Here is a 26,866-nt window from a genome sequence, read left to right as displayed (position 1 = left end):
AATCTATTTATTAAAAGCTTCATTTAGTTTTGTACATACTAAAGCAAGAGCATCACGGGCGTCTTCCAGCAAGGTCTGCATGTTAAAAAAGCCATGGATAATTCCATCATATCTCTTAAGGCATACTTCAACTCCAGACTCGGATAACCGCTTTGCATAATGTTCACCCTCATCCCTTAATATATCATATTCTGAGGTGATAATGCATGCAGCTGGAAGACCTTCAAGGTTATCTGCAAGTAATGGTGAAGCTAATGGATTTTTAGCTTCTTTTAAATCTCTTAAATATAGCTGCATAAACCAACCATTACGTTTTGTTGTAAGCCTGTAGCCTTCAGCATTTTCTACTCTGGATTTTGGTTTTGTTTCCCCAAGCAGATCCAGCACTGCACTAATAATAACTTGATAAACAATTGAAAATTCCCCTCTATCTCTTGAAAGCTGACTTATTACAGCAGTAAGGTTACCACCGGCACTCTCACCTCCAATGGCAATTTTATCAGGATTAACATTTATCTCTTTAGCATTATTAAATATCCATTTAGTAACCTGATAGCATTCTTCTACAGGTTCAGGGAATTTATGCTCTGGTGCAAGACCATAGTCTATGGATATTACAGCACAATTTGCACAGTTTGTAATCTTTCGACATATATAATCATAGGCTTCAATATTTCCAAGTACAAATCCACCACCATGAATCCATATAAATGCAGGATGAGGACCTTCTGCCTTCGGATAATATATTCTTATTGGAGTGTCTCTTTTAGAAGTTTTAACGACACGATTTACTACAGAACCAACTTCTAGTATCTCTCCTTTATAGTCATCCCAGCTTTTTGCATAGTACTCTCTAAGTTTATCAATTCCCATAGAATATATACCCTCAAAGTCTGTTTCTAATAGTTTTTCAAGTTTAGGATTTAAAGGCATTTGTCATTCCTTCTTTCTATATATTTTTTAATCAATCTTTGTTACCATTTTCATCAATATTTTGCAATAATTCATCAAAGTTAGCACTTGCAGCTCTTTCAGACATTAGTCGCAAACCATTAAAAACAACATTTTTAGTTTTTATATCCATTCCATCTGTAATAAAATTTATCCATTTTTCCAAACGTGAAAATATTTCTTCTTTGCAACCTCTTCCTTTATCAGTTAAGTAAAGCCTTTTAGACCTTTTATCTATTTCACACCTTTCTCTAATTAAAAATCCTTTTTCTTCAAGCGACTTTATTGATTTTGCTGTTAGTGTCTTATCGATAAATAATATTGAAGACAATTCTTCTTGATTAATACCTTCATTATTATATAGATTTGACAAAAAAACACATTCAGAATAACTGATATTAATGTTTTTTAAAGCATTACTTATATAAGCTTGAGATTGTCTGTTTAATACTCCTACTTCTACAAATGTTTCAATATTCATTTTTATATACTCACCTCTTTTTATTAGTTGAATCTTTCAACTAAATTATAGTATATTTAGTTGAACGATTCAACTAATTTATATTAATTTTCCTTTTGAAATGTTATAAATTTTTTCACTTATACTTATTTTGATTTCACTTAATGAAACTGGTGTAATTCCAATAAAAAAGGATACTATTTTTATTTAGTATCCTATCATCATTTTCATTTCAGGTAAAAATTTATTTCTAAACATAAAAATACTCCTCCTATGATAACAGTTTTATTATTTAAACTGTCTACCATAAGGGGAGCATATTAGAATTAATATTATATTTTTTTGATATTTCTTCTATTTTAGTATACAATTCTGTATTTTCTGCAACTTCTTTTTTTATTTGTTTAACTTTATTAGTTAAATTTCTATCAAAGTGTTTCCCTTTCACTTGACTTACTTCCACATCATCATTAATTATCAGCAAAATGACCTCTGTAAATTTAAGTATAGATTTTTCTTTCCAAAAGCTATCATCTGGCTCAATAATTTCTTTCATTATTGCTTGTAGTGTACTATTATTTAATAACACCATATATTGTCCATATTCCTTTATTTTTTGAAGCAGCATAAAACTTGTAATTTTTGTATTAACAAATATGGCTTTTAAAAAAGCATCTAACTTTTTTTCATTGGTAACAATAGAGATCCCCTTATAATTTCCTAACGGGAAACTATGTTTATATTGCTCATTATCTAAAAGAGCAGCAACAAAATCACCAGTTCCTACATAAAACACCTTATTATTTTTATAATGCAGTTCACACCGTCCTGAAATACAATAGTTCATTCTAATCACTCTAGTTTCTTCTAAAAGAAATAATTCGGATTTCAATAATATTAAGTCATGATAAACAATCCATATACCATTAAATACTTCATATTGAACAGTCTTCCCACATATATAATTTCTATTGTAATAGTATATTGTTTTTACAAAATTATAGATGCTATGTCAACAAAAATGTTACCTTTACACTTATCATTGCTAACCATAAAAAATATACCAAAGCATTTGTTTGGCAGGTAATTAACTCTTGAAAAGTTAGTTGCAGTTGCCATTGCACTTTTCTAGCTACATTTGAAGTGATGTGTGCACTAGACACAGAGCTTCCCCCTGGGTACAAGATTCCTGTTAAGGGTAATGCTGAGATGCGGATGATTAAGTGATAGGCTACAATGTACTTTTTAAAGCCTCTTACACCTTTTTGGGGTTCTTTCTTATCTTTGGATATTCTGCTAGTTTCTGCTTTTGAAAGTGTTCAATTTCACTTGCAAAATGTGAATACCAGCAGATGGCAGTTATCCAAAGTTCAGAAACAACCGTTTTGTTGATGCAAGAGATTTTTAATGTACTATAATTTTAATAACATTAATTTTTTGAATTGTATGAATAACAAGAAGCTTGATTCTTTATACTTTAAGAATATTGTATATTTATAAAAGCTTAAAACTATTTTTATAATAATCAATTATTCCATCCTTTTTCATTCTAGAAAGTTCTCTGGAAAGAGCACTTCGTTCTACATTAACGTATTCAGCCATATCATTTCTATCAAATGGTGTAGTAAAAGTATTGCTTCCTTCTTCTTTTGCTACTCTTTTTAAATATGATAATACCTTTTCTCTTACACTTGACTTTATCAAGCAATCATTTCTATCATGCAAAATCATAGCTTTTTCTGCTATAGCATCGATATAATTACGTAACAAAACATTGTATTTAGGACAATCATTGATGTATCCTGAAATAAAATTTTCGATAGGAATAAAGAGTACAGAAAGGTGCTCTTGTGCCTGTACTGATACCGGACTCTTACGATTTTTACTAGCAGCCAATAAAATACCAATGAAGCTTCCTGGCTTCAAAAGAGTTATAATCGATGTTTTACCTGATTCATCCTGCTTAATAGATCGTCCATAACCTGATAATAAAATACCAATGTCATTTATTTCACTGCCTTCACATATAATCATTTCATCTTTTTCAAATTCAACAAACCTGGCATACATACACTTGAGTATTTTCTCTATTTCTTCCATCTTGATCCCATAAAAAAGACTTGTTTGTTTTAAAATTTCTATATGCTCTATCATTGTTATGCTATGTTGCCTATGCAACATACCTCCTGCCTAAATTGTAATATAATAAATGTAAAGAAGCAAGTCACTATTATTCCGAAAGAAGAAAAAGAGTTTTTTAATCCTAATACGTTATAAGTTGGCACTGGCCAAAGGACTACCCTGAGGGTGTATTGGAACTAATAGTTACAGAGGATAAAAAGACGAGTGAATTTACTAGACTTTTGAAATTTGCACCAGGAACAAAGACAACAAACATTTTGACTCACGAGTGTTGGGAAGAAGTTTATATTATTGAAGGTGGGCTGATTTGCGACAACCAAGTATTTACTAAAGGAATAGTTGCAGTTCAACCATCAGGAATGAATCATGGGCCGTTTAAAGTTCCTGTAAGTGCCTTGACTTATGAAATTCACTATCGTCGTTCATAAGATTAGAGATATTGGTATCTATTAAAAGATAAAATAAAAATTATTCATAGGAGAGTGTGTGTAATGTTTCAATTTGATAATCAACTTTTAAAGCTAAAGCATGAAGTTCTTACTAAAATTGCAGTATTAGCAAAGGAGAATAATATTAGCAAAAAAGAACTAGATAAAATTCCTTATGCTATGATTAAAGGCGAAATTGCAACGTATAGAGATACTGTCGAACACGAAAGGGAAATACTCTTAGAACGAGCAAAACTTGCGGCAGGCTATAAACCAAATGGTAAAAATGCACAAGAACTAATTGATATAAATGAAGAAAAACAAATATTATATGTGATAAGAGCGGCATGTGATAGATGCCCAACAAAAAAATTTAAAGTTACTGATGCTTGTAGAAATTGTATAGCACATAAGTGTGAAAGTGTTTGCAATTTTGGAGCAATTACATATGTTAATGGAAGAGCTCATATTGATTCTGATAAATGTAAGGAATGTGGAATGTGTAATAAGGTATGTCCTTATAATGCTATTGCACAAAATATAAGGCCTTGTAAAAAATCATGCCCAACAGGAGCATTAAGTTTTAATGCTTACGATTTCATTGCTGTAATTACAGAAAATAAATGTGTAAATTGTGGTGCTTGCATGTCAATATGTCCATTTGGAGCCATAGAGGACAAGAGTTCATTAGTTAATGTTGTTAATAGTTTAATGAATAAAGAAAATATTTATGCTATAGTTGCACCATCAATAGCTGGAGAATTTGGGTCAAAAATAACTTATGGACAGGTTAAAAATGCAATTAGATCACTAGGTTTTACAGATATGGTAGAAGTAGCGTGTGGAGCAGATGCTGTTACCGTACATGAAAGTAATGAATTTGTAGAAAGAATGGAAAATGGCGATAGTTATATGACAAGTTCATGTTGTCCAGGTTTCTTAAGTTATATTGAAAAAATTATGCCTGATCAAGCTGGAAGAATTTCAGGAACTGTTTCTCCAATGGTAGCAACAGGAAGATATGTAAAAGCTAAAGATAAAGATGCAAAAGTAGTATTTATAGGGCCTTGTACTGCTAAAAAAAATGAGGCATTGAAAGATTCTATAAAAGATTCTGTTGATTATGTATTAACTTTTGAAGAATTAATAGCTTTATTTGATGCATTTCAAATAGATCCTTCTACTTGTGAAGATATAATAGTAAATGATGCATCAATATTTGGCAGAGGTTTTGCTATGGGAGGTGGTGTAACTGCATCTATAGAAAACTATATTAAAGAAAAAAGTATTGATTCAGACTTCAAGCCAATTAAAGCTTCAGGAGCAACAGAAATTAAAAAGAGCATCACTATTGCTAAAGCTGGTAAATTAGGCGGAAACTTCATTGAAGGCATGCTATGTGAAGGTGGTTGTATAAATGGAGCTGCTAAAATTGCGCCAGTAACGAAAGCTAAAGTACCATTTACAAAAATAAATCAACAGTCAACTATTAAGAATGTATTATCAAATAAAGCATTAGAAGAATACAAAGACATAAACTTAAAACGATAATGTTTTAAATAAGATACTAAAAAATAGTCTAGAGCCCAATAATTTGTCAAGGACACATTATTTTATTGCTGCCTATCCTTTGGCTAGCCAGCAATGCAAGTTAGTAAATGGATGGGATTTTGATGTTACCCAAGTTATATGACTTACTAATGATGATGCTGTATAAACTGAATTTCGTTGGGTTAAGCAAGTTGTAGAGAGGCTTAATGGCACTTTTTTCAAATCTTCTTATCGTGTTACTTGTGGTTATTGAAGCGAAGATGGTGCTCTCTATGGCGTATCTCTTTGGGTTGCTTATTATAATTTTCTACGTCCTCATCCTTATACCTACTGGAAACCTTTGAACGAGTTAGATGCCCTTAAAAATACTGATAATGTGCCTGTCAAATGGCAACTCCTTATTTATCTTGGTCAACAGATAATATTGAAGATGCAGGCTGAAAATTCTGCTTAATTTAAATAAAGGTAAATACTCGATATTTATAAGTTATATCAAATGATAGCTATCAATATGAAAGATTTCCTTCCTTCAAAAGGATTTTTTGTTGTATATAAAATCCAATATTTTAGCTTAAATTCACACTAAACCTTCTTATCTTATGCCCTTCTGGCAAAATATTTTTTGTCATCACTTTTCCGTACTTCACTTTACACTATCCTTTTTATATTTAAAATAAACAATTTACTTCTGACTTTTTTCTAAGCTTTCTGAGTATCATTCAAATTACTTCCTTTCGGTTAAATTATAAAAACCTGATAGCGCCTGAGAATATTCCATGTATTGTGAAATAAATTTCAATTTATAAATAATCAAATATTATCATAGAGTTTTCATTACTATGATATTGTTTTTCTTTTTTTATAAGATTTATATTTCTTAGTTGAATTATTTTATAGTAGCTAAAAAATATTGACAATATTTTTAGCTACTATATAATTTACTTGGTGATGAAAATGATTTGTAATAAAATTTTAGAAAAAATTATATGTCTTTCTAATAAAATTAATCAAAATAATAAAAAACCAAATAATTATGGAACTAATCATATACTCTATACATCTGAAATTCATATGATAGAAGCCATTAGCACTCACAAAAATGTTAATGCTAGTGAACTCGCCGCTATTATGGGAATTACAAATGGAGCTATTAATCAAGTAGCTAATAAACTTATTAAAAAAGGATTGCTAGAACAGTATCGAACAAATGATAATAAGAAAGATGTTTATTATAGCCTGACCACTCAAGGACAAATTGCTAATATAGCACATAACAATTATCATAAAGAGCAATATAGTTGTATGGAAGAATATATAAATAGACGCTCTCTTGAAGAAATAAATACTATAAATAACTTTCTTGACGAATTAATCAATTCTTGGCCTTCTAATTAATGAAGGCTTTAAATAAGAAAAATATTTTAGTTACTAAAAAATATTTAATTTTATGGAGGTATTAAAATTGAAAAAAAAATTTGATTTCACAAAAATTACAACACCTATATTATTAGAACTTTTGCAGGAAGAAATTCCTTCACCAGAATGTTTTTTGCAAGAGTGTAAATCATCTCTTCCAACCTTTCAAAGCACCATTGATAAAAAGTTTCCACCTGACTTAATAAAATTTATTTCAATGCCATTATGGGTGTACATAAATTTAAAAAATAAGCTAGGTGAAAAGAAAGCGTTTGAAATAATGCGAATAGCACTACTTACAGGTGGACTTGCAAAACAAAGCATTTTATTTGATTCTGTCAATAAAACAAGGACTTTTGAAAATTTCATTAAACAAGAATTGCAAATTAATAAAACAGGAACAACTAAATGGAATGACTTAGAAGTAGTTTATAAGGATGAAAATAAATTTGAGATAAAAATAACTAAATGCCTTTATCATGAATTAACAACTTATTTACAAATCTCTGAAGCAACAAAATTAATCTGTCAAGTGGATAATGCAGTGTTTAATTCTTACTTACCCGAAGAAATTATATTTCATCGTGATGGTATAAATCAACGTATCGCAGATGGATGCAATGAATGTCACTTTGTTTGGGAATATAAAAATAAAATTAACTGTAAATAATTTATGATGAATCTCACAAAAGGTAAAATTTAGAATTTTTATATATTTCATATTTTATACATTATTATAAATCCATGTATACTTTGCAATACATGGAACTTTCGTTGATACTCCTACAAAATCACCTTTCCTTTCGTTATCATAGTAGCTTGAACAACTCTATTATAACGGAAAGGTGATTTTTATTTAGTATCCTATCATCATAAACATTATTTTCTTTTATCCCCACACTCCATATCAATAACCACAGAAACGTTAATATGTTTTTTTAACTGTTTATTGCGGATTCTGTGCCCCTCACTTGTAAAAACAAAAAACACCCTCAAACCTAAGTTTGAGGGAACATATAACACACTTCAATATTTACTTAAAAACCTCTAAAACCTTTGAAGCATGCTAAAATGGGTCTCCGCAGTAGCTTGCTACCAATCGTGTTTCGCACTATGTGCTCACCTTCTTTGGAAATCCTTGCATGGATGGTACTATATTTTTTACTTAGTCCCTTGGCTCCTTGTAAGGCTTTTAAAAGGATCGTATACCTCCGCTTCGCTTTGGTATGCGGACTGCATCTCTAAGCTCGTTTCCTCACTAAGAGGCTGCAAGTCTCCACATGGCTAGTTTGAGAAAACATGTCCACAGGTTGAACTTCTACTACTTTGTACTCTAAGTCAGTAAGTATTAGAAGATCTCTAGCTAAAGTTCCTGGATCACAGGATACATATACGATTTTTTGCGGTTTCATATTAGCTATTTCCTCTAGCAGCGATTTTTCACAACCCTTTCTTGGTGGATCTACAACTACCACATCTGCCATTATTCCTTTGTTAATAAGCTCTGGTATCACTTTTTCAGATTGTCCAACAATGAATTCAACATTTTTCACATTGTTTTCAATTGCATTTTTTTTCGCATCATCTATGGCCTCCTTAATTATCTCAACTCCATATACCTTTTTTGCCTTCTGAGATAAAAACAATGAAATAGTCCCTGCTCCACAATAAGCATCAAATACAATTTCATCTCCATTTAAAGCTGCATATTCTAAAGCTTTCTCATATAATTTTTCTGTTTGAACGGGGTTAACTTGAAAAAATGATAATGGCGATATATTAAATTTAAATTTTCCAATGCTATCAACAATTGTATCTTCACCAAAAATTGTTTCACACTTATCACCTAGAATCACATTTGTCCTTTTCTTATTTACGTTTAAAACTATGCTTTTAAGTTCATTTATATTTTCTTGTAAAAGTTTTATTAATTCCTCTTTATGTGGTAATTTATTTGAGTTAGCAACAATAACTACCATAACATCACCAGTTTTAAAAGCTTTCCTCACCATTACATGTCTTATAATGCCTTGTCCATTATTTTCATCATACAAGGATATTTTATTGTCTTTAATCCAATCTTTTATAAGAGATACAATTTTATCTCCAACTTCGTGTTGTATATAACATTTTTCCATTGAAACTATTTCATGACTTCTTGCTGAATAAAAACCAACTACAACTTCTCCATTTTTATTTCCAACAGGTAATTGAACTTTATTTCTATATCTATATGGAGTTTCCATACCAATTGTTTCATTTATTTTAATGCCATTTTCATCATTAACTTTCAATTTGCCTATTCTCTCTAAGCAATCTTCAACTCTTTTTTTCTTAAATTGGAGCTGTTTTCCATAACTTAAATGTTGCAGGCTACATCCACCACACTTATTGTATATTTCACAAATTGGCTCAACTCTATCTGGTGATTTTTTTATTATATTTGTAAGTTTTCCAAATGCAAAATTTTTATTTACTTTTATTATTTTTGCCTCAACTGTTTCTCCATCAATAGCACCTTTAACAAAGATTGTAAAGTCATCAATCTTCCCTATGCCTTCTCCCTCATAACCTAATGCCTCTATATTAATTGTATACACTTCATTTTTTTCTACTGGAATATTTTTTTTCATCTATTTCACCTTTCTAAACAAAAACCTATAAATTCAAACTAATTTATTATATCATATAATCATTTTCCATAGAAACAAAATACTCTTTTACCGTCTAGCAAACACTTCACATTTTGTGCACTTTCCATCTTCGCATTTTAAGCCGTATATTTGAACATGTTTTGCTGAGCACATGTTGCTGCTATTATATATACACTCCTTAGCATCACAAATTATTTGTGGACTCATATTAATATTATCTCTATCTACTACTTGCTTAACTTCACCAATTATATTTGTATTTATAATACTTGTAAAAGTGTTCTTTAAATTTCTATGTAAAAAATTTTCACATAAGGTATCTTCATTTTTAGAACTTATCCCTTTTATCCCAATATGTATACTTCTGGCAGAACATAATCCACTTATATTGTATACGCAATTTACGGCACTACACATTAAATCTGACATTACTACCACCCCGTTATATTTAGTCTAACTTTATTCTTTGCAGGTAACAGTAATTTTATTCAGCTTTCATTATATATTGAGAAAAAAAAGAGCACCCTAAGGGTGCCAAATAGAATCAGTTGCCATTTTATCAACATTCTCTTTTATTTTATCATTATATTATTTTAACCACAATATGAAATTTTATACATTATCAATAAATTAACCTAAATTTAAAAAAAGACTATATCAAAATTTAAAAATTCTGATATAGTCTTCTTATTTAAATATTTTTATTTTATAGACTAAAATTATTTTTCAGATCCAACAACGTGAACTTTAAGCATGTTTGTTGATCCTGCTAATTGAACTTGTATACCAGCAGCAACAACAACTAAGTCGCCATCTTTAACGAAGTTGTATTCTTTAGCTTTTTCTACTGATTTAACTATTAATTCATCTGTAGATACAACTTTTTCAGCAACTATTGGGTATACTCCCCAGCTAAGTGCTAATGATCTAGCAACTTTTTCATCAGGTGTAACAGCTATTACTGGACATTCTGATCTATATTTTGCAACCATTCTAGCTGTGCTTCCAGTTTGAGTAGCAGTAACTATAGCAGATGCATTAAGTTCTCCAGCTGTTTCACAAGTTGCAAGACTTATTGCATCTGCAACATTTTTAGTTGAAGTTTCTTTTCTCTTTTTAAGTGCTTCTTTATAATCTAATTGTTTTTCTGCAGCTTGTGCAATTCTTGCCATAGTCTGTGCAGCTTCTACTGGATATGATCCATTAGCACTTTCACCACTAAGCATTATTGCATCAGTACCATCAAATATAGCATTTGCTATGTCTGAAGCTTCTGCTCTTGTTGGTCTTGGATTTCTTATCATTGAATCAAGCATTTGAGTTGCAGTTATAACTGGCTTTCCTGCTTTATTACATTTTGCAATTATCATTTTCTGAGTAAGTGGAACCATTTCTATTGGAATTTCAACACCCATGTCTCCTCTAGCTACCATTACACCATCAGAAGTTTCGATAATTTCATCTATATTATCAACGCCTTCTTGGTTTTCTACTTTAGAGTAGATCTTTATGTTCTCTCCACCATTAGCTTTTAAAACGTCTCTAATAGCAATAACGTCTGCTGCTTTTCTCACAAAAGAAGCTGCTATTGCATCAACACCAACTTGACAACCAAATATTAAATCGCCTTTATCTTTTTCAGTCATAGCTGGAAGTTTGATTGAAACATTAGGAACGTTTATTCCTTTATGGCTTCCTACCATTCCAGTATTAGCTACTGTGCAGTGTATGTCTGTACCTTCAATTGAATCAACTGTTAATCCAACAAGACCGTCATCAATTAAAATTGTGTTTCCTTTAACAACATCTTTATAAAGATCTGTATATGTTATTGAGCATTTTGTTGCATCTCCAAGAACTTCTTCGCCACAAACTACTGTAAATTTGTTTCCTTTTTGTAATTCTAATTTTCCACCATCAAAGTTATGAGTTCTGATTTCTGGTCCCTTAGTATCAAGTATTATAGCTATTGGCTTGTTATACTTTTCTCTTAATTTTTTAACAAGTGTTATTCTACCATTATGTTCTTCATGGTCTCCATGTGAGAAATTGTGTCTTGATGCACTCATTCCAGCCTCGATTAGTTTTGATAAAACCTCTTCTGATTCACTTGCTGGTCCAACTGTAAATATCATTTTAGTCTTTTGCATTTTAAATTCTCTCCTTACATTTAAATTCTGATTTTATATATGATTTATTTATATATGATTAAAAATCTGATGAAGTTTATCTTGATAACATTTCTGATATTTCATATAAATTTTCATCAAATTTTCTTGGCACTGCTAAAGCTTCATCTATGTCATCATCAGTTATTTTATTTTCTCTTATTCCAATAACTCTTGATGATTTTCCTTCTATTAGAACTTCTACAGCTCTAACTCCCATTCTAGATGCAAGCATTCTATCAAATGCAGATGGACTTCCACCTCTTTGAATATGTCCAAGTATTGTAGCTCTTGTCTCAATACCAGTAACTTCTTCAACTTTTTTAGCAAGTTCTGCTGAACCGCCAATTCCTTCTGCAACTAAAATTAAATTATGCATTTTTCCTTTTAGTTTTCCCTCAAGTATATTTTTGCATAATTCATCAAAATCATAACCTTTTTCTGGCAATAAAGCTGCTTCTGCTCCGCCAGAAATTCCAGCGTAAAGAGCTATGTCTCCACAATCTCTTCCCATTACTTCTACTATACTTACTCTCTCATGTGATGTAGATGTATCTCTTAGCTTGTTTATAGCATCAAGAACAGTGTTTAAAGTAGTATCAAATCCTAAAGTATAATCTGTATATGGTAAATCATTATCTATAGTTCCAGGAATACCTACTGTAGCTACACCTAGCTTTGAAAGCTTCTGTGCTCCCATAAATGAACCATTACCACCTATTACTACTAATCCGTCAACACCAAACACTCTAAGAACACCTGCTGCCTTTTTTCTTCCTTCGTCAGTAAGAAACTCAGCGCATCTTGCAGTTCTTAAAACAGTTCCACCTCTTTGTATTATATCAGATACGTCGTATCTTTTCATCTCAAAGAGTTCTCCATTTATAAGACCACTGTAACCTCTTTTTACGCCCATTACCTTTATGCCTTTATCTAGCGCAGTCCTAACAACAGCTCTTATAGCTGCGTTCATTCCAGGTGCATCTCCACCACTTGTTAATACAGCAATAGTTTTCATATATATACCTCCTACGACCACTAGGGACTTAACTTGTCCCACATATTTTATAAAATCTCACAGTAATTTATATTGCTTTAATTAATACTTTACCTACCAACTATAATTCTAATGTAAATGACAAAAAACTTCAATGCTTTATAGAAAATATAACGTAAATTTTATATTAAAAAGGGGTATATTAATCCCCTTTTTAATATTTTGTACAACTTTCCAAATTTTATACTGTAAAACAAGAATTAATTCTAAATAGTAAAAATTTTTAGTCAATTATACTATATGACCTTTACATTTTCATTTCCAAATTTATCTCTCAATAAATTTAATATCTCTATATCCTCATTTATCCAAAGGTTATCTGGAAGCATAAATTTTTTTCTCTCTTTTTTAGTACATAGATAAATTGGAGTATTACCCTTAAATTCAGATAACATTTTGCTCATATTATTAATTACACTCATAATTTGTTTTTCTTCTTCAATTTGTAAATATACCTTTGTAGCTGTAATTTTAGCAAGCGGTGTAATGTCTTCACCTAATATTTTAGGTTGCTCTTCTTCTCTAATACTTACTCTGCCCTTTACTATTACTAATCCATCTTCCTTTATTAAAGCGTTGCTTTTCTCAAGAACCTTAGGGAAAACTACTATCTCCACAGTACCATACATATCTTCTACTTTTATAAAGGCCATCATTGTATTTTTTTTGGTGATTTTTCTTGATACTTCTGTAATTATTCCACCAATAACTACTCTATCACCATCCATTATTTTATAACTTCCATCTGATTCTATGTTTTCTAAAGACTCATCTACAACAATGTCTGAGATTTTAGTGTTTGTTAAATTATTCAAGGTTTCCTCATATTCATCTAATGGGTGTCCTGAAATATAAAGTCCTGTCATTTCCTTTTCCATTGATAGTATATACTTTTTATCAAACTCCTTAATATCTGGATATTTTATATCAATATCCTCTTGCTTATCATCAGCAAAATCTGTAAAAAGGCTCATTTGTCCATCAATGTTCTTTTTTCTTTGACTTCCTATTCCATCCATAATTTTTTCAAATACTGCAGAAAGCTTTGATCTAAAAACTCCTAAACAATCAAATGCACCTGATTTAATTAAACTCTCCACTGCTCTTTTGTTAACTACTCCAATATCAATTTTATTACAGAAGTCAACGAAATTTGTGAATTTACCTTTTTTATTTCTAGCTGATACTATGCTTTCTATCACATTAAACCCTACATTTTTAACTGAAGCAATACCAAACCTTATTGTCTCATCTTTAACTGTAAATTTTGCATAACTTTCATTTATATCTGGTGGAAGAATTTGAATATTTAGTTCCTTTGCAAATCTAACATAATAAGCAACTTTTTCATTATTTCCCATAACACTATTTAAAGTACCTGCTATAAATTCAGCTGAATAATATTTCATTAAATATGCAGTATCATATGCCACAACTGCATAGGCTGCTGCATGTGACTTGTTAAATGCATAACTAGCAAAATCCATCATAGAATCAAAAATTTTATTTGCCGCTGTTTCTGATATACCATTTCTAATACATCCTGCCACTTCTATATTTCCATCTTTGTCTGTAATTCCATGTATAAAATTATGTCTTTCTTCTTCCATAACATGGTGTTTTTTCTTAGACATAGCACGTCTGACTAAGTCACTTCTTCCCATTGAATAGCCAGCTAAATCTCTTACTATCTGCATTACCTGTTCTTGATACACCATACATCCATAAGTAACACTTAATATGGGTTCTAGTTCTGGCGTAATGTATTCAATTTCTAACGGATTGTTTTTATTTTTTATATATCTTGGTATCTCATTCATTGGACCTGGTCTATAAAGACTGATTCCAGCAATTATATCTTCAAAATTATCTGGTTTAAGTTCTTTCATAAAACTTGTTATGCCTGGTGACTCAAGCTGGAATACACCTACGGTTTTTCCTTCACCAAGCATTTTATACACATCACTATCATCAAAGTGAATATTATCTAAATCTATTGTTACTCCTTTATTTTCTTGTATCATTTGTACAGCATCTCTAAGAACTGTAAGTGTCCTTAGACCTAGAAAATCCATTTTTAAAAGACCAAGTTCTTCAAGTGTTCCCATTGTAAACTGACTCACTATTGCATCTTCATTTTTAAGTAGTGGTACATAATTTACAAGTGGCTTTGAAGCAATAACTACTCCAGCTGCATGAGTTGAAGTATGCCTTGGTAGTCCCTCAAGATCCCTTGAAACGTCAATTAATGCCTTAACCCTTTCATCCTCATCATAGATGCTTTTAAGCTCAGTATTAATCTCTAATGCCTTATCAATAGTTATGTTTAACACACTAGGTATCATTTTAGCAATTCTATCAACTTCAGCATATGAATAATTCATGGCTCTTCCTACATCTCGAATACATGCCCTAGCTGCCATTGTTCCAAAGGTTACAATTTGTGATACATTGTTTTTACCATATTTTTCAACAACATAATTTATAACTTCTTGTCTTCTTTCATAGCAAAAATCTGAATCTATATCTGGCATAGAAACTCTTTCTGGATTCAAAAATCTTTCGAAGATAAGATTATATTTTATAGGATCTATCTTGGTAATTCCTAAAGTATAGGCAACAATAGAACCTGCTCCACTACCTCTTCCTGGTCCAGTCATTATATTGTTTTCAATAGCAAATCTTATAAAATCCCATACAATTAAGAAATAGTCCACATAACCCATTGTTTTTATTATATTAAGTTCATATTCTAATCTATCTGTAAGTTCTTTAGTAATTTCAGAATATCTTACCTTTAATCCACTATAACAAAGGTCTTTCATGTACTCATAGTGATCCGTACCTTCTGGTAGTGGAAAATTAGGAAGTTTTGACTTATGAAATTCATATTCATAGTTACATTCATCAGCTATTTTTACTGTGTTCCTTATAGCTTCTTCAACATAAGAAAATTGACTATACATTTCTTCTGGTGATTTTAAATAAAACTGATCTGAAGCGTACCTCATTCTATTTGGTTCATCCACAGTTTTACCCGTTTGAATACAAAGAAGTACGTCATGAGATTTATAATCTTCATTTTTTATATAATGCACATCATTTGTTGCCACTAGTGGCATATTTAACTCTTTTGACATACTAATAAGTTCTTCATTAACTCTAAGCTGCTCATCAATACCATGATATTGAAGTTCAAGATAGAAGCCATCTTTAAATGTTTCTTTATAAAATAAAGCCGCTTTTCTAGCTTCTTCCTTGTTACCTTTTAAAATTTTTGACTGTACCTCTCCACCTAGACATGCACTAAGTGCAATAATACCCTCACTATGTTCCTTTAAAAATTCATGATCAACTCTCGGTTTATAATAAAAGCCATCAATTGAGGCTTCCGATACGATTTCCATAAGATTTTTATATCCAATTTCATTTTTTACTAATAATACCAAATGATAGGTTTGATTTTCCTTATCAGGCTGCTTTATATGCATAGATTTTCCTGCTACATAAATTTCGCATCCTATGATAGGTTTGATTCCAGCTTCCTTAGCTGCTTTATAAAAATCTACAACCCCATACATTGCTCCATGATCAGTTATAGCAAGACTTTTCATTCCAAGTTCTTTAGCTCTTGCAATAAGTTTTTTTATTTTTCCAGAACCATCAAGAAGGCTGTACTCAGTATGCACATGCAGATGAACAAAATCCTTGCTCATATTTTTTTCTCCTCTTGTTAATTAAAATTTATATTAATATTATAACACATTACTTTCTTTTTAAAATCATGGTACAATTCAGGATAGTTAGAAATTGCAAAGCATTGACTAAAGAATTTTACCATAGCTAAAGCTAGATAAAAAGGTTAAAGAAAGCCTTCGGCTAGATGAAAGTTTTGACGCTGCTAAATCCGTCAAAGGTGAGAGAAGTTACTTACGTAACAGGTAAAGGAAATTTTTCCTCATACGTCAGAAAAATAATGAACTTATTTTTGTATACTCTACTATTTAAAGACAACTCTAATATATATTTTAACCGTAGGTTTTGTTTTTAGGGGCAGCCTTTGAAGTTTATATAATAGTTTAATATGCTAATAATACCTAGTATATTAAACACCAACAACCTTCGGTCAAAAAATAGAGGACAATATACTTTAGACTATAAATTAAATTCAAAGATTTTTCATAGCATAGCGTAGAAAAATCCTCCTTACCCTTTTGCTGAAAGCAAATTCTCTCACCATTAACGGACTTACCGTTAATTCTTCCATCTTGCCACTCTGGCAATCTTTCATCTTTTTACTCACGCAGTAGAGGAAAATCTTTAACTCGTGCTTTGCAATTTCTTTAAATTAAGTAAAACCTCACACCTAAGTTTTAATATCTATTTTTAATAATCTTTGCAGAAAGCATAAGCTTAGATATTAAGCTTTCATTTGAACTAAACATATTAACTTCAACCTTACAAAAGTTTCTTCCCATATCAACTATATTAGTAAAAACTTCAATTTCGCTGTCAATTTCTACAGGTTTCATAAAATATGTATTAATGCTATCAACAGAAACATTTACATTATTTTTCTCTCTAAGTGTCATTATTCCCATAGTAGAGAGAAGCATATTTAATGAACTCCAGGATGCTGTACCAATAACATCAAGCATTTCAGCTACAATTTTACCTTTAAAATGCATTTTTCCATCTTTATGTTCATATGAAAAATTCTTAAGAACCATATCCTCAAGAGTTTCTCCAGTTTGTGGTTGCCTTAATGCATATTGCAATGCCTTTATTACATCCTGTCTATCAACTATTCCAAGTAATTTTTTATTCTCTATTACAGGGCATATTTCTATGCCTTCCCATCCCATAATATGTGCTGCATAAGCAACGGTAGTTTTTGGTGTAACCGTCATAAAATCCTTATTCATAAATGTCAAAATTGGCATATTATCATTAACATCATTTTCAAGACTAATTTCCTTAAGACTTATAATTCCAACAACATGTTGTTTTTCATCTAAGACCAAATATTTATCTTTCTTAGTAGCTCGAGCTAAGTCTCTCCACATGCTTATAGTGTCATTAACTTTCATACACTTAACATTTGTCTCCATTATGTCTTCTACCAAAATTATCTCTTTTTTGATAAGACTTTCTGATATTGCCCTATTTATCATGGTTGCTATAGTAAAACTATCATATGAAGTAGAAATTACAGGCATTTGTTTCTCATCAGCAAGTTCTTTAATAAAATCAGTACACCCAAAACCTCCAACAATTAAAACGGCACAATTGTTAAGCAGTGAGATTTTTTGTATGTCTTCTCTATTTCCAACTATCACTAAACACCCAGGACTTATATATTTCTTAGCTGCATTAAAGGTCATTGCTGCTATTACAAATTTATTAAGAGTTTTGTACATTCCATTTTTTCCACCAAGTATTGTTCCGTCAACCATATTAAGAACTTCACTATAATTTAATACCTCTATACTCTTTTTTTCTACTTTATCAATTTTAACTGTTCCAACCCTTGGTATTGTAGTAACAATGCCATTATTTTCACACTCTTTAATAGCTCTATAAGCAGTTCCTTCACTTACCTCTAATTCGCCCGCAATAGTTCTTACCGATATCTTAGTTCCAGCGGCAAGAGTTCCTATATAATTTATAATCTCTTGATGTTTTGACATAAATTTATACTTTGCCTCCTTTTATCTAACTTCCTTTTTAAGTTCTTCAGCAATTTTTTCAATTCTTCTTAATCTATGATTCACACCAGATTTACCTACTGGTGGATTTAGCATTTGACCTAACTCCTTTAATGTTTCATCTGGATAACTGACCCTAAGTTCAGCTATATCCCTAAGATTCTTAGGTAGTCTTGAAAGTCCAATTTCACTTTGTATAAGCTTTATGCTTTCAACTTGTCTTACTGCTGCATTGACTGTTTTACTTAAGTTAGCAGTTTCACAATTAACAAGCCTATTCACATTATTTCTCATTTCCTTCATAATTCTGACATTTTCAAACTCCAAAAGACTTCCATGAGCTCCTATTATATTTAAAAGATCAACAATCTGTTCTCCTTCTTTTATATAAACTACAAAGCTGCTTTTTCTCTGAATAACTTTTGAATTTAATCCAAACTTATTAATTATACTGCTCAAATCCTTTGAATAGGCCTCATTGTGAGTTACAAATTCTAGGTGATATGTTTTTTCTGGATTGCTTATGCTTCCACCACCTAAAAAAGCCCCTCTTATATATAATTTTTTACACTCTTCATTCTCAATTATTTTTTTAGGTATACTATAATCAAGTGCTATGATTCCTTCTGTTTCTTTAAGCACTGAAACTTCTCTTAAAAGATCTCTAACGCCCATATCTTCGCTTATATGAACAACATAAACATTATTTTTTTTAAGTGAATTACTTCTCTTAACTAAAATTTTTGTATGTATATTAAAATGATCCTTAAGTAGCTTAAATATAAACCTAGCGATTGCAGGATTTTCTGTAACAACATTGAATGATACCTGCTTATTTCCCCCTAAAGACAAAGTTCCACTTGCTTTCATTACTGCTGAAAGTATAGCTATAGATTCAGATTTCGAAAAATCTGAAGTTCTACAAATTTCATTTTTTACTCCTGATGAAAATGACATATCTATTTTACTCCCTATTTGTTTTCATTTTATTTTCCTTTAATCTCTCTGACAAATAGAAGTATTCAATTATCTTCTTTCTATCATAGAACAATTTCTTATCCATTATTGTTTCAATTAATATTGCTGCTAATTTGTCTGAATCATGCCTTACAAAACCATTTTTTATTTGTATGAAATCGCCTTTAGTAATACCTACGCCTAATTTCTTTATCTCATCTTCATCAACATTTACAAGTTCCGATGTCTTTTCAGAATATTTATCATGGAATTCCCCAGAAATTTTTTCTGTATTTACAACTGTATAATCTACTATATTTTCACCTACATGTTTGGATATTGCTTTGATATGATCAGATACCGAAAATCCATCGGTTTCTCCAGGTTGAGTCATTATATTTGACACATATAATTTTAATGCCTTTGTCTTTTTAAGTGCATTAGAAATATCATTAACTAAAAGATTAGGAATAACACTTGTATATAAGCTACCAGGTCCTAAAATTATTGCATCTGCCTCCATTATTGCATCTAATGCATCTTTTAACGCATTAACTTCACTTGGGCTAATAAATATGTTTTCAATTTGACTTTGATACTGAATTACAGCCTCTGGAATGTTTGATTCTCCCTCGACTACTACACCATTTTTAAGTTTTGCCTTTAAAACTACATCTTCTAAAGTAACTGGAATAACTCTTCCTGTTACAGCTAAAACTGAGCTCATCTTATTAACTGCCTCTTCAAAATTGTTAGACATTCCATCCATTGCTGCAAGAAACAAATTTCCAAAACTTTGGTTCTTAAGCCTGCCATCCTTAAATCTGTATTGTAAAAGTTCTTCCATAATTGGTTCTGTATCTGAAAGTGCTAATATGCAGTTTCTTATATCCCCAGGTGGAAGTATTCCAAGATCTTCACGGAGATCTCCAGACCCCCCACCATCGTCTGCAACAGTTACAATTGCAGTAATGTTTGAAGTATAAGACTTAAGTCCTCTAAGCATAGTTGATAGTCCTGTTCCGCCACCAATTGCAACAATTTTAGGTCCTTTAACTAAAAGTCTTTTTTCATATATAAGATTTCCAAGCTTTCTAGAATCTAAGGATACATTTAAGTAACCTTTATTAATTAAGGATAAAATTGATTTCATTCCTTGAGCTACTGCCATATACAATATGAATACTCCAGTTACAACTAAGAAAAGATAAAAGGCAACATAACCTTTGTTACTGTAATAATAAAATCTACCTTTATTAATTGTCTCAGATAAACCAAAGGTTATAAGCATTATTCCCAATATGCCAAGCATAACCCATCTTTTAACCTTTATTCCTGGTCTAATCCAGTCAACCAGTTTCATAATTTTTTACCACCTTTATTAAGATCCTCATCGATATCTCTATGCTCTATATTAGTATTATAACCATCATTTATAAGTCTACTATAAATTGAATTAGCTATAGTAACTGATCTATGGCGTCCTCCGGTACATCCTATAGACACGATAAGTTGTCTTTTCCCCTCTTTTAGATATTTAGGTATTAAATATTTAAGCATGTCATCTAATTTGTCAATAAACACCTGCGTTTCTTCAAAACCAAGCACATAATCCCTGACCGGATCGTCATTTCCCGAGAAATATTTTAACTCTGGAATGTAAAATGGATTTGGTAAAAATCTTACGTCAAAAACCAAATCAGAATCCACTGGTATGCCGTACTTAAATCCGAAAGATAATACTGTAACAATAATTTGCGTTTCAATTTGACCTTCTTTTACATAAATTTCTGTTACCTTTTCTCTAAGTTCCCTAGCACTTAATTTAGACGTATCAATTATATTATCCGCTCTATTTCTAACTTCCTTAAGTTTGTTTCTTTCAAGTTCAATACCTTTTAGTATTCTTCCTTGTGGTGCAAGTGGATGTTTTCTTCTTGATTCCTTATACCTTTTTATAAGTACCTCATCCGTAGCATCTAGATATAATATTTCATACTTGTACCCGCATTTTTTTATTTCTTTAAGGTTTTCGAATAAATTATCAAAAAATTCTCCACCTCTTATATCTATAACTAATGCCACTTTATCTATTTTACCCTCTGTTTGAAAGCAAGCTTCAGCAAATTTTTTTATTAACGTTGGAGGCAAATTATCTACACAAAAATATCCCAAATCCTCAAGACATCTTATTGCTTGAGTTTTACCAGCTCCTGACAATCCTGTTACTATTACAAATCTCATTAATAACCTCCTCCTTTATATACGATTAGTTTTTATATAATTATACCACATCTACCTTATAGTGAAAATTAGAAAACAGCCTATTTTTAAGCATGTCTAAACTAAGATAGACTGTCTCAAAATGTTGTAAATCATCTTGAAACAGTCCACTCTATTTTTTATCTTCACCTATTATTCTAACTTCAGGATAAAGGTCCACATCAAATTTTGTTTTAACTGTTTTTTGAACTAAACCAATTAAATCCAAAATATCTTGTGCTGTAGCATTATCTTTATTAATTATAAATCCAGAATGTTTAACAGAAACCTCTGCTCCGCCTACACTCACTCCTTTAAGCTCACTATCTTGAATAAGTTTGCTTGCATAGTGACCCTCCGGTCTTTTAAATGTACTTCCAGCAGATGGATATTCCAGTGGTTGTTTTTCTGTCCTTCTTTTTGTTAGTTCATTCATTCTATTTCTTATTTTTTCACAGTCACCATGTTTAAGAGCAAAAGTTACTTCTAAAGCTATATATCCCTTTTTTAGCACAATACTATTCCTATATTCAAGTTCTAACTGTTCTTTATTAAGATTTAGCAAATTACCATTAATATCCAAAACAACTGCACTGTCAACTATAAAGGACATTTCTCCATCATAAGCACCTGCATTCATTGCAAGAGCCCCACCAATACTTCCTGGAATTCCACATGCAAATTCTAATCCAGTTAGGCATGCCTCTCTAGCAGCAATACTAGCACTTGATAGTGTTGCTCCAGCTTCACCTATTAATTTATCTTCTTCTATAGTAATCTTTTTTAGCTTAGAAAGTTTTATAACAAGTCCTCTAATTCCGCCATCTTTTACTATTATGTTTGATCCATTTCCAATTATATAAAATGGTATTTTTTCGTTTTTACACAATTTTATTATGTCTGAAACTTCTTTTTTACTTGTTGGTGTTACAAGTACATCAGCCGGTCCACCTACTCTGAAAGATGTATAATTTTTCATTTCTGCTTCCAGTTCTATATTTTCTTCCGCGATTATTTCACGTAATTTTTCTACTAATTTATTAAAACTTTTCATTTGGAATCTCCTCAAAAAATTATTCATACAAAGTTTAGTATAATGTAAACCTTCTTTGTAATCAAGAAGAAAATATTTAAATATACATATTTTTCAAATATTTTTATTTATTATTACCATTAAAGTAATAAAAAATACTCTCCGCTGACTTTTTATCAATGGAGTCTGTTGCTAGAAGTTCTTCATAACTAGCTTTTTTAATGTTATCTATACTTTTAAATTTTTTTAAAAGTTCTTTTCTTCTCTTTTCTCCAACACTTGGTATATCGTCTAATATGGAATGTAGCACTCTTTTATCTCTAAGACTTCTATGATAAGTAATGGCAAATCTATGCACCTCATCTTGAATTCTCGTAATAAGATGTTTTACACTTCTGTTTAAATTAACCTCTACTCCATTATATATAAGTCCTCTTGTATTGTGCTTGTCATCCTTAACCATACCACACACCCTAATATCTATATTAAAGTTTCTTAAAACCTCTAACGCTACATTTACTTGACCAAGTCCACCATCCATTAGTATCAAATCAGGAAACACTGAAAATTTTCCTGCACTAAGCCTAATATTTCTTTCACTTATTGCTTTAACCTCATCTAATCCATGCTGAAATCTTCTCTCAAGTATTTCTCTCATACTATCATAATCATTGGCACCTTTAACCGTCTTTATCTTAAACCTTCTATAGTCACTATTTTTAGGCTTTCCATCCTCAAATACTATCATTGATCCTACTGAATCAACACCTTGAATATTTGAAATATCATAAGCTTCAATTCTATGAGGTATTTCTTCAAGCTCTAATATTTCTGCAAGCCCCTTTATTGTCTCATCATGTAAAACTTTATCCTGAAGTATTTTAATCTTAAATTGATCTAATACTACATTAGCATTTTTATGCACCATTTCTAGCATATCTTTTTTAGAGCCTTTTTGTGGTATTTTTATTTCAACTTTAGTTCCCTTTTTCATAGATAACCATTCTTCTAAAAGTTCTGAATCTGAAATTTCAGGTACATATATGGTCTTTGGAATAAAAGCTGTCCCTCCATAAAACTCTTTAATAAATTGAGTTATAATTACGGCCTCGTCTTCACCTGCCGTATTTTGAATCATAAAGTGTTCTCTCCCAATTATATTACCATCCCTTAAGAAGAAAACATTTATACACGTATCCTTTTCGTCACTATCTAAATTTATAAAATCTTCGTTTTCAAAATTCCCTGTTATAATTTTTTGTTTTTCTGTTATCTTCTTAACTGCAGCAATTTTATCTCTATATGAAGCCGCTCTCTCAAATTCCAACTTTTTAGAAGCTTCCTCCATATCGTTTTTTAACTTTTTTACTACTGATGTATCCTTGCCACTTAAAACATCTATAATTTCTTTAACTATTTCACCATAATCTTCCTTACTAATAAATCCTGCACAAGGTGCATGACATAAATGTATATGATAATTTAAACAAGGTCTCGTAAGTTGGCCATTTTCTTTTATACTCCTCTTACAATTTCTTATTGGGAATGTTTTTTTTACAAGTTCTATAGTTTCATAAACTGCAGAAACATCTGTATAAGGTCCAAAATATTTTGCTCCATCCTTAGCAATCATTCTAGTTACAAAAATTCTAGGAAAATCCTCCATTACTGTTATTTTAATAAATGGATAGTGTTTATCATCCTTGAGAAGAATATTATACCTAGGTTTATATTTTTTTATAAGGTTGCACTCTAAAATAAGCGCTTCCATCTCTGAATCTGTAACAATATATTCAAATTCAGCTATGTTTTTAACCATAGCTTTTACCTTTTCAGAATGATTTTTTGAACTTTGAAAATACTGCCTTACTCTATTTTTTAAAATTTTAGCTTTTCCAACATATATTATCTCTCCAAGAGAGTTTTTCATTAGATATACTCCTGGTTTATCTGGCAAAAGCTTTAATTGATATTCAAAATCAAACATATCTATTACTCCCTTATCTTAGTTGCAATAAAGTCGGTAGCCTATATAAAATATACAAAATTGAGCAAATAATTATAATGTCTTCAATTAAATTACCTTTCTTAGAGCCAACTCTAAATGTAATTGGAAATTTTATGTTTTTATTCCTTAAAGGATAAAACAGAGGCACCCCTCTGTTTGTAAACATATCTCCAATAATATGAGAACTATACCCAATTACGAAATAATATACTAAATTTTTATCATTGTATCTAACACCTAAATAATTTGATACAAAAGCAAATATTATTATTCCCGCAATACTATGGGTTAAGCCAGTTCTATGTGAAGAAAAAGCTACAATAATAAACAAAGCACCTATAACATTAAGCTCTGGTATTTCTTCATATTTAAAATTTAATACTATTATTAAAACCCCAATCACACCATATATTACAAATTTGGCAGTATTGTTTTTTATAGGTAATATATATTTATTAAATATGCTTTTAGGATGATCTATATCTGGAAGTAGTGATGCAACAGTAAGAACTATTATTGAAATGATACTTAGCTCACCAGGCACCCTACTACTTAATGCAATTCCTACAGCTGTTCCTAAACCTGCGTGAGTTTTTCCTGTCATTTTTTCTACCTACCCTACTTTGACAAAGAAGTCTGCATAACACCTCCTGCGATTTGCGCAGCTGCTATTCCCCCTTGTCCTCCATCTTCTACTATTACTGCTACTGCTATTTGAGGGTCATTTACTGGTGCAAAACCTATAAACCAAGAGTGTGGTTTTGCATTTTTTCCTCCATCATTGTGGTCTGCTGTACCCGTTTTACCAGCTACATCCAAGCCACTTATATCTGCATTTGAACCTGTTCCATCTGTTACAACACCCCTCATAAAGTTTTTCATTGTGTTTGCAACATCAGGTGTAATAATTGTTCCAACCGCAACAGGTGTAAACTTTTGTACATTATCACCTTTACTTGAAACAACAGAACTTACAACATGCGGCTCCATCATAACTCCATTATTAGCTATAGTACTAGCTACCATTGCCATTTGCATTGGCGTTGCTAACACTTCACTTTGACCTATAGCACTTTGTGCAATATTCCCTTTTTCATAACTATTAAACGTAGGAAATTTGCTCTTGTCTATAACAATTCCATCACTTGGTAAATCTTTATTAAAGTAAAAATCCTCAGCGGTTTTTTTCAAATTTGGATTTCCAAGCTCTAAACCAATAGTACCAAAAACTACATTACTTGAATGTACATATGCTTCTTTAAAATTAATTGCACCAAAAGCCTCTCCGTCAAAATCACTTAAAGATTCCTTTGAATTAAATCTTAATACACCGTTATCTTGGAAAGTTTTATTTGTAATTCCATTTATATTTTCTAATGCGCTAATAGCAGTTATTGTTTTAAAAGTAGATCCAGGTGGATATAATCCAGATACTGCCCTATTTAAAAGTGGTCTGCTACTATCAGAATTTATAGCAGTCCAATTGTTTTTTAAAGCAGTTTCATTAGGGTCAAAGGACGGTTTTGATACCATTGCAAGTATTTCTCCTGTTTTAGGATTAATTGCTACAACAGCACCTTTATTATTCCCCAAAAGATCATATGCTTTTTTCTGCAAGTTACTATCTATTGTTGTAATTACGTTGTCGCCTTTTTTATCTTCTTGCATATTAGCGCCTTTATTAACTATTAATTTTTTTATATAATCAGTAATACTTATACTACTAGAATCAGTTAAATACTTATCGTATTTAGCCTCAAGTCCTGTAAGCCCATATTGTGGATTTGCATATCCTATTACATGTGCAAAATCAGCTCCACCTTGGTATTGTCTATTCTGAGTGACGCCATCACTTCCCCTAGTACTAGATGCAAGAGGTGTATTGCTTTTATCATAAATAGTACCTCTTAAAACCTTATTTCTAGTTGCCCAAAGTCTTTTATTATCAGAATTATTGACGATTTTAGGAGCTGTATATATCTCAAAATATGCCACATAGGATATTACCACAACGAATAATAGAAGAAATATAAATAATACTTTTCTTATTCCATTAGATATTTCATCCATT

24 protein-coding genes and 1 pseudogene are annotated in these 26,866 nt (G+C 30.9%); 6 read left to right on the top strand and 19 right to left on the bottom strand.

What is annotated here, in order from left to right; translation table 11 throughout:
- Positions 1–3: 3 nt before the first annotated feature.
- The 5 genes from B8978_RS09270 to B8978_RS09255 form a co-directional block, all read right to left on the bottom strand.
- The gene (locus B8978_RS09270) at positions 4–933 is read right to left on the bottom strand and encodes an alpha/beta hydrolase (RefSeq protein WP_084115471.1); all 930 of its coding nucleotides are present in this window, start codon (positions 931–933) and stop codon (positions 4–6) included.
- Positions 934–964: 31 nt separating this feature from the next.
- Positions 965–1,432, bottom strand: a complete 468-nt coding sequence (locus B8978_RS09265) for a MarR family winged helix-turn-helix transcriptional regulator (protein WP_084115470.1) — start codon at positions 1,430–1,432, stop codon at positions 965–967.
- A gap of 280 nt (positions 1,433–1,712) precedes the next feature.
- On the bottom strand, positions 1,713–2,303 hold the full coding sequence (locus tag B8978_RS09260; protein ID WP_139796018.1) for a hypothetical protein: 591 nt from the start codon (positions 2,301–2,303) through the stop codon (positions 1,713–1,715).
- A gap of 115 nt (positions 2,304–2,418) precedes the next feature.
- On the bottom strand, positions 2,419–2,574 hold the full coding sequence (locus tag B8978_RS19830) for a hypothetical protein (protein ID WP_176212660.1): 156 nt from the start codon (positions 2,572–2,574) through the stop codon (positions 2,419–2,421).
- Positions 2,575–2,905: 331 nt separating this feature from the next.
- Positions 2,906–3,565 carry a Crp/Fnr family transcriptional regulator gene (locus tag B8978_RS09255; protein WP_242950527.1) on the bottom strand — a complete coding sequence of 220 codons (660 nt, stop codon included), beginning with the start codon at positions 3,563–3,565 and terminating at the stop codon, positions 2,906–2,908.
- Positions 3,566–3,684: 119 nt separating this feature from the next.
- On the opposite strand from B8978_RS09255, the gene B8978_RS09250 reads away from it, so the two are divergent.
- The 5 genes and pseudogenes from B8978_RS09250 (at position 3,685) to B8978_RS09230 (ending at position 7,618) form a co-directional block, all read left to right on the top strand.
- Positions 3,685–3,981: a cupin domain-containing protein gene (locus B8978_RS09250; RefSeq protein ID WP_084115468.1), complete on the top strand. Its 297-nt coding sequence runs from the start codon at positions 3,685–3,687 to the stop codon at positions 3,979–3,981.
- A 63-nt stretch (positions 3,982–4,044) separates the two neighbouring features.
- The gene (locus B8978_RS09245) at positions 4,045–5,532 is read left to right on the top strand and encodes a 4Fe-4S dicluster domain-containing protein (protein ID WP_084115467.1); all 1,488 of its coding nucleotides are present in this window, start codon (positions 4,045–4,047) and stop codon (positions 5,530–5,532) included.
- A gap of 67 nt (positions 5,533–5,599) precedes the next feature.
- Positions 5,600–5,986 (top strand): annotated as a pseudogene (locus B8978_RS20520) (transposase); the annotation flags it as partial.
- Positions 5,987–6,486: 500 nt separating this feature from the next.
- The gene (locus B8978_RS09235; protein WP_084115466.1) at positions 6,487–6,927 is read left to right on the top strand and encodes a MarR family winged helix-turn-helix transcriptional regulator; all 441 of its coding nucleotides are present in this window, start codon (positions 6,487–6,489) and stop codon (positions 6,925–6,927) included.
- 67 nt (positions 6,928–6,994) lie between these two features.
- A complete protein-coding gene (locus B8978_RS09230) occupies positions 6,995–7,618 on the top strand; it encodes an L-2-amino-thiazoline-4-carboxylic acid hydrolase (RefSeq protein WP_084115465.1) in 624 nt (207 codons plus the stop codon).
- Between the two features lie 571 nt (positions 7,619–8,189).
- Here B8978_RS09230 and rlmD read toward each other — a convergent pair.
- The 5 genes from rlmD to B8978_RS09205 all read right to left on the bottom strand — a co-directional run bounded on the left by rlmD (position 8,190) and on the right by B8978_RS09205 (position 16,543).
- Entirely contained in the window at positions 8,190–9,581 is a 1,392-nt protein-coding gene (rlmD, locus tag B8978_RS09225) for a 23S rRNA (uracil(1939)-C(5))-methyltransferase RlmD (protein ID WP_084115458.1), read from the bottom strand.
- 87 nt (positions 9,582–9,668) lie between these two features.
- Entirely contained in the window at positions 9,669–10,031 is a 363-nt protein-coding gene (locus B8978_RS09220) for a DUF1540 domain-containing protein (RefSeq protein ID WP_084115457.1), read from the bottom strand.
- Between the two features lie 290 nt (positions 10,032–10,321).
- Positions 10,322–11,752 (bottom strand): pyruvate kinase, encoded by a 1,431-nt coding sequence (gene pyk / locus B8978_RS09215; protein WP_084115455.1) that lies wholly within the window; start codon positions 11,750–11,752, stop codon positions 10,322–10,324.
- A gap of 76 nt (positions 11,753–11,828) precedes the next feature.
- Positions 11,829–12,788 (bottom strand): 6-phosphofructokinase, encoded by a 960-nt coding sequence (gene pfkA, locus B8978_RS09210; protein ID WP_084115453.1) that lies wholly within the window; start codon positions 12,786–12,788, stop codon positions 11,829–11,831.
- 275 nt (positions 12,789–13,063) lie between these two features.
- Positions 13,064–16,543, bottom strand: a complete 3,480-nt coding sequence (locus tag B8978_RS09205; RefSeq protein WP_084115451.1) for a DNA polymerase III subunit alpha — start codon at positions 16,541–16,543, stop codon at positions 13,064–13,066.
- 167 nt (positions 16,544–16,710) lie between these two features.
- Between B8978_RS09205 and B8978_RS19825 the strand changes: the two genes are divergently transcribed.
- Positions 16,711–16,878 (top strand): hypothetical protein, encoded by a 168-nt coding sequence (locus tag B8978_RS19825; RefSeq protein ID WP_176212659.1) that lies wholly within the window; start codon positions 16,711–16,713, stop codon positions 16,876–16,878.
- 117 nt (positions 16,879–16,995) lie between these two features.
- Here B8978_RS19825 and B8978_RS20405 read toward each other — a convergent pair whose 3' ends face one another.
- The 9 genes from B8978_RS20405 to B8978_RS09165 form a co-directional block, all read right to left on the bottom strand.
- Positions 16,996–17,118: a hypothetical protein gene (locus B8978_RS20405; RefSeq protein ID WP_278326917.1), complete on the bottom strand. Its 123-nt coding sequence runs from the start codon at positions 17,116–17,118 to the stop codon at positions 16,996–16,998.
- Between the two features lie 82 nt (positions 17,119–17,200).
- Positions 17,201–18,517: a DRTGG domain-containing protein gene (locus B8978_RS09200; RefSeq protein WP_084115449.1), complete on the bottom strand. Its 1,317-nt coding sequence runs from the start codon at positions 18,515–18,517 to the stop codon at positions 17,201–17,203.
- 21 nt (positions 18,518–18,538) lie between these two features.
- Positions 18,539–19,492, bottom strand: a complete 954-nt coding sequence (gene whiA / locus B8978_RS09195) for a DNA-binding protein WhiA (RefSeq protein WP_084115447.1) — start codon at positions 19,490–19,492, stop codon at positions 18,539–18,541.
- Positions 19,493–19,499: 7 nt separating this feature from the next.
- Positions 19,500–20,855 (bottom strand): gluconeogenesis factor YvcK family protein, encoded by a 1,356-nt coding sequence (locus B8978_RS09190; protein ID WP_084115445.1) that lies wholly within the window; start codon positions 20,853–20,855, stop codon positions 19,500–19,502.
- A complete protein-coding gene (gene rapZ, locus B8978_RS09185) occupies positions 20,852–21,736 on the bottom strand; it encodes an RNase adapter RapZ (protein ID WP_084115443.1) in 885 nt (294 codons plus the stop codon). The genes B8978_RS09190 and rapZ overlap by 4 nt, the downstream gene beginning before the upstream one ends.
- A 151-nt stretch (positions 21,737–21,887) precedes the next feature.
- Positions 21,888–22,808 (bottom strand): UDP-N-acetylmuramate dehydrogenase, encoded by a 921-nt coding sequence (murB, locus tag B8978_RS09180; RefSeq protein ID WP_084115441.1) that lies wholly within the window; start codon positions 22,806–22,808, stop codon positions 21,888–21,890.
- Between the two features lie 103 nt (positions 22,809–22,911).
- Positions 22,912–24,774 (bottom strand): excinuclease ABC subunit UvrC, encoded by a 1,863-nt coding sequence (gene uvrC / locus B8978_RS09175; RefSeq protein ID WP_084115439.1) that lies wholly within the window; start codon positions 24,772–24,774, stop codon positions 22,912–22,914.
- Positions 24,775–24,787: 13 nt separating this feature from the next.
- Entirely contained in the window at positions 24,788–25,399 is a 612-nt protein-coding gene (locus B8978_RS09170; RefSeq protein WP_084115437.1) for a metal-dependent hydrolase, read from the bottom strand.
- 14 nt (positions 25,400–25,413) lie between these two features.
- Positions 25,414–26,865, bottom strand: coding sequence for a peptidoglycan D,D-transpeptidase FtsI family protein (locus B8978_RS09165; protein WP_084115435.1), 1,452 nt, complete (start codon positions 26,863–26,865; stop codon positions 25,414–25,416).
- Position 26,866: the final 1 nt, after the last annotated feature.

It is taken from the genome of Clostridium acidisoli DSM 12555 (assembly GCF_900176305.1).
Classification (GTDB): Bacteria; Bacillota; Clostridia; order Clostridiales; family Clostridiaceae; genus Clostridium_I; species Clostridium_I acidisoli.
Note: the sequence above shows the minus strand (reverse complement) of the source record. Positions and strands in the feature narration are given on the sequence as shown.

Coding starts and splice junctions, on each gene's coding strand:
- B8978_RS09270 (WP_084115471.1), bottom strand. CDS start 933: ATGCCTTTAAATCCTAAACTTGAAAAACTATTAGAAACAGACTTTGAG.
- B8978_RS09265 (WP_084115470.1), bottom strand. CDS start 1,432: ATGAATATTGAAACATTTGTAGAAGTAGGAGTATTAAACAGACAATCT.
- B8978_RS09255 (WP_242950527.1), bottom strand. CDS start 3,565: ATGATAGAGCATATAGAAATTTTAAAACAAACAAGTCTTTTTTATGGG.
- B8978_RS09245 (WP_084115467.1), top strand. CDS start 4,045: ATGTTTCAATTTGATAATCAACTTTTAAAGCTAAAGCATGAAGTTCTT.
- B8978_RS09235 (WP_084115466.1), top strand. CDS start 6,487: ATGATTTGTAATAAAATTTTAGAAAAAATTATATGTCTTTCTAATAAA.
- rlmD (WP_084115458.1), bottom strand. CDS start 9,581: ATGAAAAAAAATATTCCAGTAGAAAAAAATGAAGTGTATACAATTAAT.
- B8978_RS09220 (WP_084115457.1), bottom strand. CDS start 10,031: ATGTCAGATTTAATGTGTAGTGCCGTAAATTGCGTATACAATATAAGT.
- pyk (WP_084115455.1), bottom strand. CDS start 11,752: ATGCAAAAGACTAAAATGATATTTACAGTTGGACCAGCAAGTGAATCA.
- pfkA (WP_084115453.1), bottom strand. CDS start 12,788: ATGAAAACTATTGCTGTATTAACAAGTGGTGGAGATGCACCTGGAATG.
- B8978_RS09205 (WP_084115451.1), bottom strand. CDS start 16,543: ATGAGCAAGGATTTTGTTCATCTGCATGTGCATACTGAGTACAGCCTT.
- B8978_RS19825 (WP_176212659.1), top strand. CDS start 16,711: ATGAAAGTTTTGACGCTGCTAAATCCGTCAAAGGTGAGAGAAGTTACT.
- B8978_RS20405 (WP_278326917.1), bottom strand. CDS start 17,118: ATGAAAGATTGCCAGAGTGGCAAGATGGAAGAATTAACGGTAAGTCCG.
- B8978_RS09200 (WP_084115449.1), bottom strand. CDS start 18,517: ATGTCAAAACATCAAGAGATTATAAATTATATAGGAACTCTTGCCGCT.
- whiA (WP_084115447.1), bottom strand. CDS start 19,492: ATGTCATTTTCATCAGGAGTAAAAAATGAAATTTGTAGAACTTCAGAT.
- B8978_RS09190 (WP_084115445.1), bottom strand. CDS start 20,855: ATGAAACTGGTTGACTGGATTAGACCAGGAATAAAGGTTAAAAGATGG.
- rapZ (WP_084115443.1), bottom strand. CDS start 21,736: ATGAGATTTGTAATAGTAACAGGATTGTCAGGAGCTGGTAAAACTCAA.
- murB (WP_084115441.1), bottom strand. CDS start 22,808: ATGAAAAGTTTTAATAAATTAGTAGAAAAATTACGTGAAATAATCGCG.
- uvrC (WP_084115439.1), bottom strand. CDS start 24,774: ATGTTTGATTTTGAATATCAATTAAAGCTTTTGCCAGATAAACCAGGA.
- B8978_RS09170 (WP_084115437.1), bottom strand. CDS start 25,399: ATGACAGGAAAAACTCACGCAGGTTTAGGAACAGCTGTAGGAATTGCA.
- B8978_RS09165 (WP_084115435.1), bottom strand. CDS start 26,865: ATGGATGAAATATCTAATGGAATAAGAAAAGTATTATTTATATTTCTT.